The 17,843-nt window shown below is 61.2% G+C and carries 13 protein-coding genes and 1 pseudogene; 6 read left to right on the top strand and 8 right to left on the bottom strand.

What is annotated here, in order from left to right; genetic code table 11:
• Both JLI01S_RS03125 and JLI01S_RS03120 read right to left on the bottom strand, forming a co-directional pair.
• Nucleotides 1-750 (bottom strand): dTDP-4-dehydrorhamnose 3,5-epimerase family protein (locus JLI01S_RS03125; RefSeq protein ID WP_157074801.1); only part of this gene is annotated, 750 nt, incomplete at its 3' end.
• Entirely contained in the window at nt 750-1,529 is a 780-nt protein-coding gene (locus tag JLI01S_RS03120) for an SGNH/GDSL hydrolase family protein (protein WP_084349153.1), read from the bottom strand. The genes JLI01S_RS03125 and JLI01S_RS03120, both read right to left, overlap by 1 nt.
• A gap of 35 nt (nt 1,530-1,564) precedes the next feature.
• Here JLI01S_RS03120 and rfbA point away from each other — a divergent pair, with 35 nt between their 5' ends.
• On the top strand, nt 1,565-2,425 hold the full coding sequence (gene rfbA / locus JLI01S_RS03115) for a glucose-1-phosphate thymidylyltransferase RfbA (protein WP_068259792.1): 861 nt from the start codon (nt 1,565-1,567) through the stop codon (nt 2,423-2,425).
• Here the strand turns inward: rfbA and JLI01S_RS03110 are convergent.
• The gene (locus tag JLI01S_RS03110; RefSeq protein ID WP_169797279.1) at nt 2,418-2,984 is read right to left on the bottom strand and encodes an arsenate reductase/protein-tyrosine-phosphatase family protein; all 567 of its coding nucleotides are present in this window, start codon (nt 2,982-2,984) and stop codon (nt 2,418-2,420) included. The genes rfbA and JLI01S_RS03110 overlap by 8 nt on opposite strands.
• 76 nt (nt 2,985-3,060) lie before the next feature.
• Between JLI01S_RS03110 and JLI01S_RS03105 the strand changes: the two genes are divergently transcribed.
• The 5 genes from JLI01S_RS03105 to JLI01S_RS16570 are packed head-to-tail and all read left to right on the top strand — an operon-like array spanning nt 3,061 to nt 9,237.
• Nucleotides 3,061-4,512 carry a tyrosine-protein kinase domain-containing protein gene (locus JLI01S_RS03105; protein WP_245634509.1) on the top strand — a complete coding sequence of 484 codons (1,452 nt, stop codon included), beginning with the start codon at nt 3,061-3,063 and terminating at the stop codon, nt 4,510-4,512.
• A complete protein-coding gene (locus JLI01S_RS03100) occupies nt 4,509-6,338 on the top strand; it encodes a nucleoside-diphosphate sugar epimerase/dehydratase (protein WP_068259782.1) in 1,830 nt (609 codons plus the stop codon). Before JLI01S_RS03105 ends, JLI01S_RS03100 begins: the two co-directional genes overlap by 4 nt.
• Nucleotides 6,339-6,386: 48 nt before the next feature.
• Nucleotides 6,387-7,508 carry an O-antigen ligase family protein gene (locus tag JLI01S_RS17695; RefSeq protein WP_084349151.1) on the top strand — a complete coding sequence of 374 codons (1,122 nt, stop codon included), beginning with the start codon at nt 6,387-6,389 and terminating at the stop codon, nt 7,506-7,508.
• Between the two features lie 35 nt (nt 7,509-7,543).
• Nucleotides 7,544-8,113: a GNAT family N-acetyltransferase gene (locus tag JLI01S_RS17690; RefSeq protein ID WP_369407365.1), complete on the top strand. Its 570-nt coding sequence runs from the start codon at nt 7,544-7,546 to the stop codon at nt 8,111-8,113.
• A gap of 17 nt (nt 8,114-8,130) precedes the next feature.
• Nucleotides 8,131-9,237, top strand: a complete 1,107-nt coding sequence (locus JLI01S_RS16570; protein ID WP_084349150.1) for a glycosyltransferase family 4 protein — start codon at nt 8,131-8,133, stop codon at nt 9,235-9,237.
• 2,154 nt (nt 9,238-11,391) lie between these two features.
• Here JLI01S_RS16570 and istA read toward each other — a convergent pair.
• From istA to cysD, 5 genes and pseudogenes are all read right to left on the bottom strand, one after another.
• Nucleotides 11,392-12,999: pseudogene (gene istA / locus JLI01S_RS17780) on the bottom strand (IS21 family transposase); the annotation flags it as partial.
• A gap of 706 nt (nt 13,000-13,705) precedes the next feature.
• On the bottom strand, nt 13,706-14,428 hold the full coding sequence (locus JLI01S_RS17685; RefSeq protein ID WP_084349149.1) for a sugar transferase: 723 nt from the start codon (nt 14,426-14,428) through the stop codon (nt 13,706-13,708).
• Complete coding sequence (locus JLI01S_RS16560) at nt 14,415-15,560, bottom strand: DegT/DnrJ/EryC1/StrS family aminotransferase (RefSeq protein WP_084349148.1); 1,146 nt, start codon at nt 15,558-15,560, stop codon at nt 14,415-14,417. Before JLI01S_RS16560 ends, JLI01S_RS17685 begins: the two co-directional genes overlap by 14 nt.
• Nucleotides 15,557-16,813 (bottom strand): sulfate adenylyltransferase subunit 1, encoded by a 1,257-nt coding sequence (locus JLI01S_RS03090; RefSeq protein ID WP_068259779.1) that lies wholly within the window; start codon nt 16,811-16,813, stop codon nt 15,557-15,559. The genes JLI01S_RS16560 and JLI01S_RS03090 overlap by 4 nt, the downstream gene beginning before the upstream one ends.
• Complete coding sequence (gene cysD / locus JLI01S_RS03085; protein WP_068259776.1) at nt 16,813-17,724, bottom strand: sulfate adenylyltransferase subunit CysD; 912 nt, start codon at nt 17,722-17,724, stop codon at nt 16,813-16,815. The genes JLI01S_RS03090 and cysD overlap by 1 nt, the downstream gene beginning before the upstream one ends.
• Nucleotides 17,725-17,843: the final 119 nt, after the last annotated feature.

The following is a 17,843-nucleotide window of genomic DNA, read 5'->3' as shown; positions in this document are numbered from 1 at the left end:
ACGGCTCCCTGCGGGCGTCTCCGCGGCATCCACGGCGGTCATCGCAGCGGCATTGATCACGAGGTCGTGCCCGCTGAAGTCATAGGCCTTCACCGCATCCGGATCGCCGAGGTCGAGCTCACCGCGCGTAGGCGCCACCGCGCCCGGCAGGAGTTGCAGCAGAGCCCGGCCCACCTGCCCGCTGCCCCCGAGCACCAGCACAGGACGTGGAGCGAAGGGAGTGACCTCCGCGAGCATCGGGTTGGCCTTGTCCTTGTCGCTGATCTCGCTCTGCGACAACGGGATCGGCCAGTCGATGGCGACCGTCGGGTCGTCGAGGGCGAGCGCGGGATAGACGAGGTCAGGGCGCCAGTGCTCGTTGACGAGATAGGAGTAGACGGTCTCGTCAACGAGCGCCTGGTAGGAGTTGCCCACTCCCCGCGGCACGAAGACAGCGATGCTCTCGTCGATCTCGATCGAGTACGTCGCGCCGAAACTCTCACCGGTCCGCAGATCCACCCATGCCCCGAAGACCCGACCGTGCAGGACCGTGACGAACTTGTCCCACGGCTCACCGTGCACACCCCGCGTCGAGCCGCGCATCGCGTTGTGGGAGACGTTGTGCTGGATCGGGCCGAAGTCCGGTAGCCCGAGGGCCGTCATCTTTTCCCGCTGCCACGCCTCGGTGAACCAGCCACGCGCATCATGGTGGACGGGGCGGCGTACCACCAGCAGCCCGGGGATCGGGGTGGTCTCGATACGAAGGTCCATCAGCCGATCGCCTCTCCCACGGTCTCGGCCCACAGCTGCGACCCGGCTCCAGACGGGTGGAAGGAGTCCAGCCGCAGGTCGGCCTCTCCCATGGCGGAGTCCTCGAAAGCCTCCGCGATGTCGATGGTCGGCAGGCCCGCCTCCTCGGCCCAGGCCGCGATGGCCTCGCGCATGTCGGCGTCCGCGTCATGGGCTGCAGGGTTCTGGAGGATCACGACGATGGGTGCTTGCTCCACGCGGTTGGCGATGTCGGCACGCAGCGCCTCGAGTTGCTCGGTCGCCTCGTCCGGCGACTCCTGCGCATGCCCGTAGCTCAGCATGACGAGGTCCGGGTCGACCGACGGCCAGATCTCGTCCGAGTGCTCCACGGGGTAGGCGGCCGTTGCGTCCGGGGCGGATCCGGACCACACGCGCGTCTCGGGCGACTCCGACTCGTAGCCGGACTCGGCCTCAGCGCGCCAGGTCGCGATCGGCAGCCCGTCCGCCTTCGCCCAGAGGTGGACCCACTCGTCGTAGCCGTCGCCGGTGGAGTCCCCGAGCACCAGCGTGCGCGAGTCACTCGGGGCGATCGCATCCCGGACCTCCGCCATCGTCCACCCCGGCTCCGGGGCGGGACCCTCCGTCGTTGACGAGGTCGGTGAAGGTGACGCCGGCCCGGCGTCCACCGCCTGAGCTCCGCGGAAGTCCCTGAGCACCACGGTCCACAGCAACCCGACGACGAGCAGGAGCACGAGGGCAAGGACGAAAGGCATGAGGGTAGATGCACGAGGGCGTGCCATGGCCGCAGACTAGCGGCGCGCACTAGCCTGTGGTCATGCGCGGCATCATCCTCGCGGGGGGAACTGGATCCCGCTTGCATCCGATCACCTTGGGCATCTCCAAGCAGCTCGTGCCTGTCTACGACAAGCCGATGATCTACTACCCGCTGAGCACACTCATGCTCGCGGGCATCCGCGACGTTCTCGTCATCACGACGCCGCAGGACGCGGACCAGTTCGTCCGGCTGCTGGGTGACGGGAGCCAGTTCGGGATCTCGATCACCTATGCGCAGCAGCCGAGTCCCGACGGGCTGGCCCAGGCCTTCGTCATCGGTGAGGACCATCTCGATGGAGGGCCGGCGGCGCTGGTGCTCGGCGACAACATCTTCTATGGGCCGGGTCTGGGCACGCAGCTGCGGCGCTTCGCGGCGATCGACGGGGCGGCCATCTTCGGGTACCAGGTGGTCAATCCGCAGGACTATGGCGTCGTCGACTTCGATGACGAAGGGAGGGCCCTAACTCTCGAGGAGAAGCCGGCCAAGCCACGCAGCCGCTTCGCCGTGCCCGGCCTCTACTTCTACGACGAGTCCGTCGTCGAGCGGGCACGAGCCCTACATCCCTCAGCCCGAGGTGAGCTGGAGATCACCGACCTCAACCGCACCTATCTGGACGAAGGCAGGATGCACGTCGAGGTTCTCCCCCGCGGCACTGCGTGGCTGGACACCGGCACCTTTGCCTCGCTCAACGACGCGAGCAACTACGTGCGCACCCTCGAGAGCCGGCAAGGGCTGAAGATCGGCTGCCCCGAAGAGGTCTCCTGGAACATGGGCTTCATCGACGACGACGGCCTGCGTCAACGCGCCGAGCCCCTCGTCAAGAGCGGCTACGGCCAGTACCTGCTCGATCTGCTCAGTTGAACTGCGCCTCGAAGGCCACGATCCGCTCGATCGCCTCATCCACCTCGGCTGCCATGCGGTCGAAGACCTCTTGCGACTGCCGATAGGGGTCAGCGATGTCATCAGCGCCATCCGGGACGCGGGTCAACCCGCGCTCACGAGCTAGGTGCGCCGGGAGTGCCGCCCACCGCTCCTCCACGGAGGGGAGCCCGGCGAGTCGCGTGGTCCACGATTCCCGCTCGTCGGCCGCGTCGAGCAAACGCGCGAACTCCTTCAGCGTGAACGCCCGCTTGAGGTGCCGAGGCGAATAACTGAGAACCGCCTTGCGATGCGTCACCTCTAGCGGGAGCACGAAGTCGATCTCCCCCAGGATCCGCTCGGAGATCTGACGAGCTGCGAACTCCCCCGAAGAGATCCCTCGCGCCGTAAGGATCTGGGCGCTGGACGGATCGACGGGGTTACCGATGAGCGCGTGGGTCCCGGCGCTGCTGACCTCGAAGACCCCTGGCCGCACCTTATCGAGCCCATGTTGTAGCGCGAGCTGCGCATATGGCGAGCGGCAAATGTTGCCGGTGCACACGGTCAAGATCCCTACGCTCATGGCTACATACTGCCTGAGCCCTCGGCTGTGGGAGACTCTCGGGGGCATAAGTCTGATGGAGACTCGCGAAAGGTACGGCGTGGAGCTGCAGGACTACTTGAGGATTCTCAGGAAACGGTGGGTCACCATCGTCGTCACGGCTCTCGTGGTGCTAGGGCTCGCAGCCCTGCTCTCCGCCGTGCAGACGAAGCAGTACACGTCGAGCACACAGTTCTTCGTCTCCGTGTCGGGCACGGACACCGCGGCACTTCAGCAGGGCAGCACCTTCACCCAGCAGCGGGTGAAGTCCTACGCGCAACTCCTGAAGACCCCCCGCGCACTCAACCCGGTCATCGAGCAGTTGGGCGACGACTCAACGGTTTCTGGCCTCGCGGGCAAGATCAGCGTCACGACTCCCCCGGACACAGTGCTTCTCGAGGTCTCGGTGACGGATTCGTCGCCCGACCGTGCGCAGCGGATCGCGACGGCCATCGGCGAGACCTTCCCCGAGGTTGTCTCCGAGGTGGAGCGGCCTGACGGGTCGAAGGGAACCTCCCCGATCAAGGTCTCCCTCGTGGAGCCCGCAACCACGAACGGGACCCCCACCAGCCCGGTACCGGTGCGCAACCTTGCTCTCGGTCTGGTGCTGGGGCTCCTCCTCGGCTTTGGGCTCGCCCTGGTGCGCCACATGCTCGACACGACGGTGCGCACGGACGACGACGTCGAGGAGATCACTGAGGAGCCGGTCATCGGCGCAGTCCACTTCGACCCACGGGCCGGCAAGGAGCCGCTCATCGTCGAGTCGGACCCGTCCTCGCCGCGCGCGGAAGCATTCCGAGCCGTACGCACCAACCTGATGTTCGTAGATGCGGCGAACCACCCCAAGACGATCCTGCTCACCTCCTCCATCCCCGGCGAGGGCAAGTCCACGACGATCGCCAACCTCGCGCTCACTCTGGCCAACTCCGGCTCCAGCGTCTGCCTCATCGAGGGCGACCTACGCCGGCCGCGTCTGCTGGACTACTTGGGCTTGGAGGGTAGTGCGGGCCTGACTGACGTGCTCATCGATCGGGCGGACCTCGACGACGTGCTCCAGCCCTACGGCAGCGACCGCCTCGAGGTGATTGGCGCTGGTGCTATCCCCCCCAACCCCAGCGAGCTGCTGGCCTCTGAGGCGATGAGCCTCGTCCTCGCGCGGCTTGCAGTGCGCTTTGACTACGTCCTCATCGATACCCCACCAGTCCTGCCCGTCACCGATGCCGTCGTACTCAGCACAAAGGTCGACGGTGTCATCGTGCTCGTCGGTACGACGATCGTGCACAAGGAACAGTTGAGCGCCACGCTCGAGGCACTCAGCGCCGTGAACAACACCCTGCTCGGTCTCGTGCTCAACCGGGTAGGCCACAAGTCAGCGGGCGGCTACGGCGCGAGCTACTACGGGTACTACAAACCCGAGACGCACCCAACATCGCGATCAGCGCGCAATCGGGGTAGACGGCGCAACCTTGTCAGGAGTGGACGCAAGTGAAGGGGACGGACAGCACAAGAGAGCAGAGCACGCAGTTCAACCGTTGGTCATGGGTCGGCGTCGACGTCCTGGTCGTCGTCGTCGCGGTTCTTTTAGCAGCCCTACTCCGTTATGACTTCAACCTGGACCTGGCATTATCTCAACCGGTGGCCTGGCTGACCGTCATCGCCGGTGCCGGCCACCTGGTCATCGGCACGCTCACCGGCCCATATGCCGTGGACCACTTGCGCGGCTCCTACGAGGAGATCGTCGACATCGCGCGGACTGTCGCACTCTGGGCCGTACCGTTGCTTCTCGTCTCGATCCTCCTCCCTTACGACCTAGGCCCCCGGTCTCTCCCCCTAACGGTCGGCGCCATGGCCCTACTAGGCATGTTTGGCGCTCGGTTCGTGCTGCGCGCCAGCCGCAGCCGCAGCCGTCGTCTCAACGCGACCACTACGGACTCACGGGTCCTGGTCTTCGGCGCCGGCGAAGGGGGAAGGCAGCTCGTCCGCGCCATCGTGCGCGACACCTCGTCCGAAATGCGGGCCGTGGGGCTCCTCGACGACGACCGGAGCAAGCGCAAGATACGAATCGACGGTGTGCGCGTGCTCGGCACCTCCCGTGACATCCTGTCGGTGGCGCTCGAGACCAAGGCTACAACCCTCGCGATCGCCGTACCGAGCGCTAACCCCGAGCTCGTCACGCATCTCAAGGACGCGGCTATCGAAGCCGACCTCGAAACCCTCATCCTGCCGCGTACGAGCGAGCTACTGGGCCAGGTCGCTGGCGGAGACCTGCGCTCACTCGACCTTGCCGATTTCCTCGGCCGTCGCCCCATCGAGCTCGACGCATCGGCCATCGCCAACACCATCTCGGGACGCACGGTTCTCGTAACGGGTGCAGGCGGATCTATCGGCTCTGAGCTGTGCCGTCAGATCCACAAGTTCGGGCCCAAGCGCCTAATCATGCTCGACCGTGACGAGTCCGCGCTGCACGGCACCGAACTCTCGGTCACAGGTCAGGGCCTACTCGACTCCGACGACATCGTGCTCGCCGACATCCGGGACCGACAGCGGATGATCGAGGTGTTTGAACACCATCAGCCAGACGTCGTCTTCCACGCTGCCGCCCTCAAGCACCTGCCCCTGCTCGAGATGTACCCAGAGGAGGCGTGGAAGACCAATGTCCTCGGGACGCTCAATGTGCTCGGCGCCGCTCAACACATCCAGGTCAAGACCTTCGTCAACGTGTCTACCGACAAGGCTGCCAACCCGTCGTGCGTGTTGGGATATAGCAAGCGCGTGACCGAACGTCTGACAGCCGACTTCGCAGACAAGGACAAGCACACTTACGTGAGCGTCCGGTTTGGCAATGTACTTGGCTCGCGCGGCTCGGTCATCACGGCGTTCACCGCACAGATCGAGCAGGGCGGCCCCATCACCGTGACTCACCCGGACGTCGAGCGATATTTCATGCTCATTCCCGAGGCCTGCCAGCTCGTCCTACAAGCTGCTGCAATCGGCCGTGACGGTGAGGTTATGGTGCTCGACATGGGCAAGCCCGCCAAGATCCAGAACATCGCCACAACGCTCATCGAATTGTCCGGACGCAACGATATCGAGATCATCTACACTGGGCTGCGGCCCGGAGAAAAAATGTCAGAGGAACTCTTTACTCCTGGCGAGACAATCCGCCGAACTGACCACAACCTCGTCAATAGCGTCCTCGTCCCAAGCATAAGCGCAGATTACGTGTCAAGCACACAGCACGGGTCGCCTGACAATGCGGCCGAGTGGATGAAAAATCACTCGCGAGAAGACAATCACTACAGCAATGCACATTGAGCGCTGGTTCAACAGACAACACATCAACCCCACCCCTTGCGCGCAGTGATGATGCCGAAACTGAGTAGCAAAACACCCGCACCACAGGGGCCAGTTCGAGGCTCCTTCAACGACCGCACGAGGCACTCAACCCTTGAACACGTCTCGGCCGCAGCACTTTCGTTAGCAGTTATAGCCCCCCTGTTCGCGGCGACGACAGCGGTCATAGCCTTGGCACTACCTTCGACGCTTATAGCTGCATTCGGCATTCGCCCAGCTCGTCTCCCCAAGGACGCCTGGCCAATAATTGTATTCGGAATGGCATACGCAGTAAGACTTGCTGTCCCCTCCAAGGCTGAAGCATCCACTCTCGCATCGTTAGCCGACCCCTTAACCGCAGTGGTTTGCGTAGCTTTCGCACTTGCAGTCGCAGCACACGATCGTCAGCTTGTTTGTCGCTACCTCGGAGTATTCGGCATCGTCTTCCTGATCAGTTCCGTTCCGTTCGCGATAGCCACGGACTATAGGTTCGCTGGCCTTTCAGGAAATCCCAATCGACTTGTCCTGGCCATAGTAATACTTCTACCATTCGCCTTGGCTCTTACAAGCACAAGGCCTCTAGCTTCACTAGTTCTCCTAACATGCGGCGCAATAGTAACGTACTACACCGGTTCGGCACAGGGACTGATCCTCTTTCCAATCGTGGTTCTACTAAGCATTAGAGGAGTCCGAACTTGGTTGCCATTGGTGTTGTACACGGGCGTCATCGGACTATTGACAGGATCACTTCTTTCCCCAGCCGTGACAGACTTGCTTGAGTCGGCAAGGCAATTACTGGGCGACCTGTCCGGTCGCACTGAGATCTACACACAATCATGGAATGCCATCCGAGATTCGCTCTTCCTTGGGACGGGTAATCGTTACTTGAGCACGACCTCTGGCCCCCTTAGCACTCACAACTCGTATCTGTCCCTCCTTCTCGCTGGAGGTATCATTACGGCACTGTTCGCCCTGCCATTATTGTGGCAAACAGTCCGCCTTGTAATGAAGCAACTCCCGATGCGGTCACCGGCGGCAATTGCCCTTGCAGCCGTTTCGATTCAAGGCCTAGTGCAAAACTTCGACTTAGTCCCTACCGTTTGGTGTGTTGCCGCACTGCTGTGGCCGGCTCGAGATCAGGAGACAAATTGAACACACGACAGCTCAACGCAGACGACTCACTCCGTATGGCCAAAATTCACACGAACGCGTTTCCGGGGTTCTTCCTAACTTCATTGGGCCCGGAATTTCTAGCTGACTACTACAAGTCCGCAATTCACGACTCCTCCAGCCATGGAATTGGTCTCTGGGACAGGGGCGCGTTGGTTGGGTTCGCAATCGGTTACCCTGACTCCCGTGCATTCTACATGCGATTACTGGTACGACGGTTTCATAAATGGGCTTACCACGGACTAAGGATACTTCTGCGCCACCCCACAGCAGTTGCCCACCTACTCACGTCCGCGTTTTTCGGCAGAACCGAAGAAACTGTCAGCAAGCCGCCGACATACATTCTCCTCGCCTCCATCGCTGTGGATGCGCCTCACCTCTCAGCAGCAGGAACAACACTACTCAAAGCATGGGAAGCATCCATCGCTATCGAACACGACTTTCGGGGAATTTTCCTAACAACTGACAAATCGAACAACAGCCGGGCCATCCATTTCTACACAAAGAACGGCTATCGTCAAACTGAGCAATTCACGACCCGAAAGGGCCGGACCATGATTCGATTCGAGAAGGAACTTGCGAGTTGAGCCCCAGAACTATACTTATGGTCGATGGCCACGAGCGGGGATTCACCACCTTCCGGGCTGCTTTGATCCAAGAACTCATCAGCACAGGTCACCATATTGTGGCTGCTGCTCCCAACACCACTGCAAACACTAGAGCACAACTCAACGACAGTAATGTCGATCTCATCGACATACCGCTCGAACGTACCAGCAAGTCAATTCTTTCGCTCCTGCGAGCGACCGCGGCCCTAGCACGCGAAATGCACGGTATCAGGCCCGATTTAGTGCTCGCCTTCGGCCCAAAAGCCGTAGTCGCGAGCGGCATCGCTGCCGCTTTAACAAATTCGACTTATGTTCCTACCATTACCGGCGTCGGATCAGTGTTTAAGAACGGCTTGCGTTCCCCGGCGGCACTCGCAATGGCCCCCCTACTCAGGTTGGCACTAAATACGGCTGATCACATCGTTTTCCAGAACGAGGACAATCGTAACGACTTCCGCCAATGGAGAATTCTACGTAGGCGGCAAGAGACCCATATTGTGAATGGCTCCGGGGTTCCGACAGAGACTTGGCAGATGGAACCACTGCCTCCACTGCCCCTGCGATTTATCTTCGTGGGTCGAATCCTGAATTCGAAGGGCATTAGGGAGTTTGATCGTGCTTGTCGCATAGTTGCAGCCGCCCATCACCATGTCCAGTTTCGGGCTATCGGGTGGTACGAGCCTAGCCACCCGGATTCACCTGATGAATCTTGGTTTGACGCGTTTTGCAGCGGCCCAGTTTCCTATGGAGGCTTAACGAGCGACGTTCTTGGGGAACTACGCCAAGCTCACGTGTTTGTCCTGCCTTCATATTCTGAAGGCATCCCAAGGTCAGGCTTAGAGGCACTCTCTGTCGGTCGCCCTGTCATTACGACGGACGCACCGGGGTGTCGTGAACTCATCGATCAACACCGAAACGGTCTGCTCGTGCCGATTGGTGATGCTGATTCTCTGGCTACCGCAATGTTTCGATATCTCGACGACCCGTTACTTCTGGAAACTCACAGCGTGGAAGGTCGGCGCTTAGCGGAGACACGCTTCTCTGATCACGTGATCATCAATCAATGGAACGCGATACTTGAGCAGGTTGGAGTAACCCAGTGACACGTTTGGTTTATGTCGCCGGATATGGAAGAAGCGGATCGACAATCCTCGACGCCTACATCGGACGTGAGCTGTGCTCGTCTGGCGGAGGCGAACTCTGGCGTCTCTTCGACGAGTACGCAACCGACGGCACGTGCAGTTGCGGGAAGCCACTCCCACAATGCCCAGTGTGGGGCCCCGTCACACAAAAGGCATTGGAGACTTTTGGAACGGACGTTGAGACGGCATCTGCGATCACTCGCTCAGCGGAGTTCGGGAATTCCGGCCATGCCGAATGGTCGCGTTTGTGGCATTTGGTTTTCGAAGAATACGGGTCGGTGACAGGCGCTCCGACGCTTATTGACTCAAGCAAGACTAGTGGAGGTCAAAGACGCCTCTCATTATTACGGCAGTTCTCTGTGCTCGGTGAGCAAATGATCGTTGTTCACCTTGTTCGCCATCCCACTGCTGTAGGGGCGAGTCTCTACAAGGGCAAGAACAGCCAATTGGCGAAGGGCATTAAGACTGGGGCAGTTCGTCGTAACTTTGATGTCGGTAGAGGCGCCATCGGCTGGATCCGAGCAAACGATAGCGCGGCGAATTTTCGGGACCTGGGCCCCAGATATCTCACGATGTCGTACGAGTCGTTTGTTAAAGACCCCCATCAGCTTGTGAGAGCCCTGCAGAAGCTCGGAATTGGGGCGTCTGATCGCCCCCCTTCCGCGCCGCATGTAGTGGCCGGGAATCGTGCCCTCCATGTTCATTCCGGAAAAGCGATACGAGTTCAATCAAGCCCGGCTGGAACGCTGCCCCGGCTGTGGCAACCAGCAATGCGCGGTCTGGAGATCGTTGGGACCCGCAAGGGATGGTTCAAGCCTTGAATAGGTTTTCGATCTTTGCGGTGGCTGCCAACTCTGCGAATCTCCTTGCACCCCAATTGGTCGCCCTGGTAGCGCTGAAACCAGGACTCTTTGGAGTCTTTTCGGCTATCGCACTGATCGGTTCGATCTTCACGGCCTTGGCATTCGCCTTGAGCATTGACCCCTTTCTTAGAGCTGGGCGAGACCTACAACAGAAGCACTACTCATCCGCTAGTCTTGTCTATCTATTCTTGAGTTGCCTCGGCGGCTTCGCAGCAGGTCTATTTTCGCTTATCCTGTCTGGTCCTGGAACGCCTTGGCCCACGATTCTGGCAATATCTTTATATCCTGCAACTTTTGTTTTATGGAATGCACAGCGAATCATGCTAGTCGAGATGGTGGGAGCAGCGCTTAAGAGTGACTTGATTGGCTTTTTCGTGATTTTGCTCGGCCTTATCGGCACTAGCATTTTCGGGCTGACCATCGCTAAGATCTGCGCTGTGGCCGCGGCGAGTTATGGTCTCATGTTCCTGCACGCTCTCTGGAGGACTCGGGCGCTTTGGGGGGCAGCGTCGTGCGGGCTTTGGTTCAAGCTCATGAAGTTGGAAATTCGGTCAATGGCGTTCGATAGTGCAATGGGAATTTCAGCGAACTCGCTCGGACCTCTGATGCTGATGCCGATCTTGGGCGTGAGTTCCTTCGGAGTCTACCGAGCGGTTGGCAATCTTGCAGCGCCTTTGCGGTCAGTAGTGACACCTATGCGGTCCCAACTAGGGCGGATTCCCGTTAGTAGGCTGCACAGCCGTTGGGGCGGCGTTGTGCAGATTTCGCTTTTTTCGTCCATAGCGCTCTTGGTTGTCGCGGGGTTGAAGGCAGCTTCTAGATACGCGCCCCCGGAAGCAACTCTTGTGAATGTATCTAGCTACGCGGTTGTTGCGAGCCTAGTTGTCGCTCTCAATGCCTTTTGGCAAATCTATCTGAACCGCGGGAGAATGCTACTCCCGCCTCGGGCCTTGTTTCGAGTCCGAGTGACCACTTCGGTTGTGGCAGCGGTAGTTCCCCTCCTAGGGGCCCTCGTTGCTGGTCTCGCCGGAGCGCTGTACGCGCTCTTGTTGTCGACTCTATTTCAGAGCCTTGCTTGGTGGAGGGCAGACCGCTCGAGCAGTCGCTTACGCGTGCAGACCGGAACCGAAGCAATCTCACCCTGAATCTGGCCTGACTTCGGCCATTCGGCCTAGTGCCTGACATTGCCGTGGCGGATAGCGTCGAGGATGGCCTGCTGCTGCTGGGAACGTGCGGTGGGAGGGGTCTGCTAGGAGCCGTTGATCGCGACGGTGGCTGAGCGCAGTGGCCGCAGCTGACGCAGGACGTTGCGGATGGCCAGTCCGGTGCGGTTTTGGATCTCGCGGCTGATGGCCAGCGCGGTGAACTCGATCGTCAGGCCTGACTCGTGCCACTTGATCTCGGTGGTCGACGATGGCGGCCAGGTCGCCTCGCCCAAGCGGCCGGCGGCCGCTGCCACGCCCAGCGCGGCGTCCACGTCCTCGCGGCCGAGCAGGGCGGCCAGCTGCACGGCATCGGCCATCTTCGCGCGGATGCGCACCGTCCCGGCCGCGGCGGCCTCGATCAGCCAGTCGCTCGCGCCCTGCCCCAGTGCGAAGAACTCATCCTCCGCGGTGTTGCGGGCTCGTGGTTTCGGCGGTCGGGGCGCCCCGTCGGGCTGCTGCGGGTGGTCCGGGTAGTGCGACAGGTCGATGCGCGGGTTGCCCGGCGTCGACAGCCGGTGACGGGCGACCTCGACCAGCCCACGACGATCGGTGGCCCAGTCCGGGACGAGCGGCAGCGCGTCCAGGTCGGCGACGATCACCAGCTCGGTCCCCGCGACCCGCACCCACACCTGCGCCTCGGCCAGTCCCGGCGGGGTGGAGTAGCGCACCGACCCGAACCGCACGGTCTGATCGGTGCCCACGCTGCGGGTGACGCCCAGCGCCATCGTGTGCGGCGCGGTCGGCAGCACGTGCAACCGAGCACGCTCGTCGATCAGTGCCTCGGCCGGTATCCGCGCGGACTCGCGGTGGATCCGGGTGTTGACCTTGGTCATGAACTCCTCACACGCCGCCTCCAGCTCGCCGAAGAAGGCATACTCGGCGCGCAGATTCGCCTCGGTGGGCACCACGTCGGCCTTGGCCAACCGGACCGTGGACTCCGTCCCGCCCTTGGACTCCGGGTCATAGGGCACGCACGTGTGCACCTGACTGCCGTAGTGGCGGGCGACCGCCACGATCTGCGGATGACGCACCGCCACACCCGCGACGTGCTCGACGCTGACCGTCTTGGCGTAGTCGGTCAAGATGTAGCTGGGCACCCCGCCCAGGCGACGCAGCGCAGCGTCCAGGCACGCGGTCAGCGTCGGCAACGTCTGGTCCCACACCGGGATCACCACCCGGAAACGTGACCATGCCAGCCAGGCGCAAAACAGCCACGTTCGCCGCGGCCGCCCGTCCGGGCCCGGCACCCGTGGGCCCTCGCCCCAGTCGAACTGGAGCCACAACCCCGGCTCGGTGATCCACGGCCGGTAGGCACGCCGGTGCCCGGCCCGCCACGCCGCCTTGACCTGCGCGACCGCCCGCCGGGTAGTCCGCTCGGTCCCGGCGAACCCCATCGCGACCAGTCGGCCGTGGATCACGTCGGCGCGGACCTTGCCGTTGCCGCGCTCGACCCACTCCTCGATCTTGCCCATGTGCTCATCCAGCATCCGCGGACGACGGCCCGGCCCCGTGACCGGGCGGCCCTCGTCACGGGCAGCGACATACCGACGCACCGTCTTGGGGTCCACCCCCGCCAGACCTGCAGCCGAATGCGCGCTCTGTGTGGCGTCGAACGCCTCCAGAATTTCCATGATCTCCCTGTCAGACTTCTTCATGCGTCCCTCCGGTGGAACCCGCTCGTGGTGGTAGAAGACCTCGAGCACATCCCCGGAGGGTCGCTTACGTCGGGACCGACACGGCCCGATCCCATAGCCATGGACAGGGAGATCAACTGTCCGTCAGCAGGAAAGTCCGTGTCCGCCTACAAGGAGGTTGGCATGTCCGCTAGCAAATCTCCAGGGCGATCGGGGAGCACGTAGGTGCAGATCTGAGCGTCGCGCTGGGCGCGACGTGGTGCTGGAACATGTCGGTACGGCACGTTCCGATGCCGAGTTGGCGGTGCTGATGGCCCAGTGTGTGTCCCTTGCCGACGTCGACGCCAGCCCAACCTCGAACTACTGGTGCTTCCATCTCGAACTCCTTCGGTGACTCGACTTCATCGTCGGCCCGAAGGACTCCTCTCTGGCGGATCCGTAAACGCGACCAGCACGCACATCTCAATCAGCAGCCAAGGCGCCCCGGAGGAGCTGGGCTGCCATTCCACCGGAGCCACCTCAAGGGCGATCAAGGCTCAGCCACACCCGACGCTCCCGGGCCACACAACAACTTACGGATCCGGGCTGAACCGTCTATGTGATGCAGTCACTGCTGATCTCAATTCGGTAGATCCCTCACTTTGGAAGGGGCCATTGTCCAAGAACATCGTGACAGGCCACACACACTGGCCTACTACGCATATGTCAAACCCTACTATCGATAAAGCTAAAGATCCGTGTCTCCTCTGCGGTCAATATCTTCGCAGTTCGGTCCCATTGCTTCCACCTTGAGGAGCCCGTAGGCGCGCGTCACCCATGAGTCCACGGGCAAATTTATTAATTTCCCAGCCGTGGCGATAATTACACACGCGTCCTTCATCGCGCTGCGCTCGGCTTGCACTTGAACGTACATAGCAGCCTTCGCTGGCAGGATCGTCGAGATATAGAAGTCCTCTCCCCCACCTGACCGGGCGATAAGGTCTTGCTCATTTCGGAACAAGATGGCAACGGGGTCAGTGATCCCAGGCTTAACGCTCAAAATTGATGCCCGCTGTTGCTCGGTCCAATAAACCGCATACTTCGCGACCTCTGGCCGTGGACCAACGACGCTCATGTCTCCTCTAGCAACGTTCCACAACTGGGGCAGCTCATCTACCTTAGTAGCGCGGAGAAGCCGCCCAACTGCTGTGATTCGCATATCGTCGGAAGAGGTTACTTGCAGAGCCTGCCCCGCGCATTCTGCGACTTCCATGGTTCGAAACTTCAATAGGGTAAACGGTGCCCCATTACGCCCCAATCGCTGTTGACGAAATAGGACGTCCTTACCTGACATTGCTCGAATGGCGACAGCCGCCAAAAGTACTAGCGGGAAGGTCAAGCAGCCAAGGATCCCAACTAGCGCAAGATCCAGCCACCGGGGAAACGGATCATCGCTGTTATGCAAACGCATTCACCGCTTCAATCACCCTGGTCACCTCGTGGTCGGTCATCGTTGAGTACAAAGGAATAGAAGCGATCTCAGCAGCCCTTGCATTTGCTGACGGAAAGGCTGAGGAACTCCTTCGCCAGTGGCTCATAGAGTGCAACGGGATGAAGTGGACGCTCGCACCAATCCCCAGCGACGATAGATGGCTGATAAATTCGTCTCGCCGACCCGAATTGACGACCACTGGGAAGAGATGCCAAGCACTACCCTCCACCTCTTCATCCTTTAATTGGAGACCCGATACGTAATCGCTTTTTATCTCCCTGCTATATCTCTGCGCGATGGCTCCCCGCCGGTCTCTCATCGACTGGGCTCGTTCCAGCTGGACTCGGCCGCACGCCGCAGCCATGTCAGTAAGGTTGTACTTAAAGCCCGCACTGACCACATCATATTTCCATGAAGGTCGGCTACTACGATATCGATCAAAAACATCCCTATCGATGCCGTGCAGTCTCATAATCCTTGCCCGCCTTGCTATTTCTGCATCTTTGACGACCAGCATTCCACCTTCACCTGTAGTCATCGTCTTGTTGGCATAAAAGCTAAAGACCACGGCATCGGACTGACCACAGTCACCCACAGGTCGTCCATCTATGTGCTTGGCCGGAAATGCGTGCGCAGCATCTTCAATGACGAGGAGTTTGTAACGCTTGGCAAGTGCATGGATATCGGCCATGTCTGCCGAGAGGCCTGCAAAATGCACTACCATAATCGCTCGGGTGCGCTCTGTTATGCACGCTTCTATTTTATCGGCGCTGACATTGAGCGTGCGCGAATCGACATCGCAAAGGACCACATCGGCACCGACATATTCCACCACTTCAGCCGTCGCAGTGAACGTCCAGGTCGGTAAAATCACTTCGTCGCCAGGCCCGATCCCCAGCGCCTCGACCGCCAAATGCAGGCCAGCTGTGGCGCTATTCACCGCCAAGACATCTTTGTCAGACATTGAGATGGAATGAGCGAATTCGGACTCGAAAGATGTTGCCTCGGCGCCGGTAGTTAGCCAACCGGACCGCAGGACGCGGCTAACGGCCGCGACTTCCCGCTCAGTAATGTCAGGCTTCGAGAAGGGAATATATGCGGCGGCAGTCAATTGAGCATCCCGGCACCGACGGTGACTCCGGTCGCCTCGTCGATGAGAACGAAAGACCCTGTCGTTCGGTTCTGCTCATACGAGTCGACCAGCAGCGGCTGGGTCACGCGCAACTGCACACGGCCGATCTCGTTGAGGAGCAATTCGCCCGCATCGGTGTCGCGGTGCAGCGAATTGACGTCTAACCGATACTTAACGTCCCTGACCAATGCGCGCGCAGACCTCGTCGTGTGCTTGATCGCAAGCTTCTGCTTAGGTCGCAGCGGCTTCGTCGACATCCACGCAATCATCGCGTCGATGTCTTGGACGGGCTCTGGCTGGTTGTTTACGCGCGCAATCATGTCGCCACGACTGACATCGACGTCATCCGAGAGGCGCACGGTCACGGACATGGGCGGATACGCCTCGTCCAGTTGCTGGTCATGGAGATCGATGGCCTTGATAGTGCTCGTCATCCCGCTCGGAAGGACAACTATCTCGTCGCCCGGCTTGAGGACCCCGCCAGCCACCTGGCCCGCGTACCCACGGTAGTCGTGGAACTCGTCGGACTTGGGCCGGATGACGTACTGCACGGGGAATCGCACGTCACGCAAGGCGCGGTCGGAAGCGATGTGCACGTGCTCCAGGTGGTGCAGCAGGCTCGAGCCCTCATACCACGGCATGTTGTCGCTGCGGTTGACCACGTTGTCGCCCTGCAGCGCCGAGATGGGGATGACCGTCAGGTCAGGGATGTTCAACTTGGTCGCGAAAGCGGTGAACTCTTCGTTGATCCGGGTGAAGACCTCTTCGGAAAAGTCGACGAGGTCCATCTTGTTCACCGCGAGCACCAAGTGCGGGACCCGCAGCAGGGAGAGCAGCACCGCGTGCCGACGAGACTGCTCGGTGAGGCCCTGACGTGCATCCACTAGGACGAGTCCGAGATCCGCGGTCGACGCGCCCGTCACCATGTTGCGCGTGTACTCCACGTGGCCAGGGGTGTCCGCGATGATGAACTTGCGCTTCGGCGTAGCGAAGTACCGGTACGCCACGTCGATAGTGATGCCCTGCTCACGCTCTGAGCGCAACCCATCCGTCAGGAGAGCCAGGTCGGTGTAGTCGTAGCCCTTTTCCTGGCTCGTCCTCTCCACCGACTCAAACTGGTCCTCAAAGATCGACTTGCTGTCGAGCAGCAAGCGGCCGATGAGGGTCGACTTGCCGTCATCGACCGAGCCGGCCGTGGCGAACCGCAGGAGATCCATACGACGCTCTTCCATCAGAAGTACCCCAGCTTCTTGCGATCTTCCATCGCAGCCTCGGAAAACTTGTCGTCGCCTCGGGTCGCGCCGCGCTCGGTGACTCGCGAGGCCGCGACCTCGTCGATGATCCTATCCACGGTGTTGGCCCCGGACTCCAGGCAGCCGGTGAGCGTCAGGTCACCGACGGTGCGGAAGCGAACCTGACGCTCCGTGACGGTCTCACCTTCGCGGCACGGGTTGTACTCGCTCTCCGTGAAGAGCATTCCTCCCCGCTCAAAGACCCTGCGCTGGTGGGCGAAGTAGATCGTCGGGATCTCGATACCCTCCCGACCGATGTAATCCCAGATGTCCAGCTCGGTCCAGTTGCTCAGGGGGAAGACGCGCATGTGCTCACCATCGTGCAGGCGCCCGTTGTACAGCGACCACAACTCAGGCCGCTGCATCTTGGGGTCCCACTGGCCGAACTCGTCGCGGTGGGAGAAAACACGTTCCTTGGCGCGCGCCTTTTCTTCATCACGGCGCCCGCCACCGAAGGCGGCGGTGTACCCCTGAGTCTCGATGGCGTTGAGCAGCGTGCCGATCTGGAGCCGGTTACGGGGGGTCTTGCCGTCGTCGACGACCACGCCGTCCTTGATCGCCTGCTCGACGGAGGCCACGTGCAGCTTCAGCCCAAGCCGCTCGACCCAAGAGTCGCGCGTGGCGAGTACCTCGGGGAAGTCATAACCCGTGTCGACCTGCAGCACAGGGAAGGGGATCTTGGCTGGGTAGAAGGCCTTCTCGGCTAGGCGCAGCATCACGATCGAGTCTTTGCCGCCGGAGAACATCAGCACCGGCTTTTCGAACTCGGCCGCGACCTCGCGGAAGATGTGGATGGATTCGGCTTCCAGCTGGTCCAACTGGCTCAGCCGGTAGTCGGCATGCGTGGACATCGTCTCTCTCACGGCGGGGGGACAGGTTCGCGGCTCACCCTAACCCGTCCGCACCGTGCACGCGGACGCTGTGCGGGAGTTGGGACACCGTCAAGGTGTCCGAGACCCCGCCTGAACCT

Source organism: Janibacter limosus NBRC 16128 (assembly GCF_001570985.1).
Taxonomy (GTDB): Bacteria; Actinomycetota; Actinomycetes; order Actinomycetales; family Dermatophilaceae; genus Janibacter; species Janibacter limosus.
Note: the sequence above shows the minus strand (reverse complement) of the source record. Positions and strands in the feature narration are given on the sequence as shown.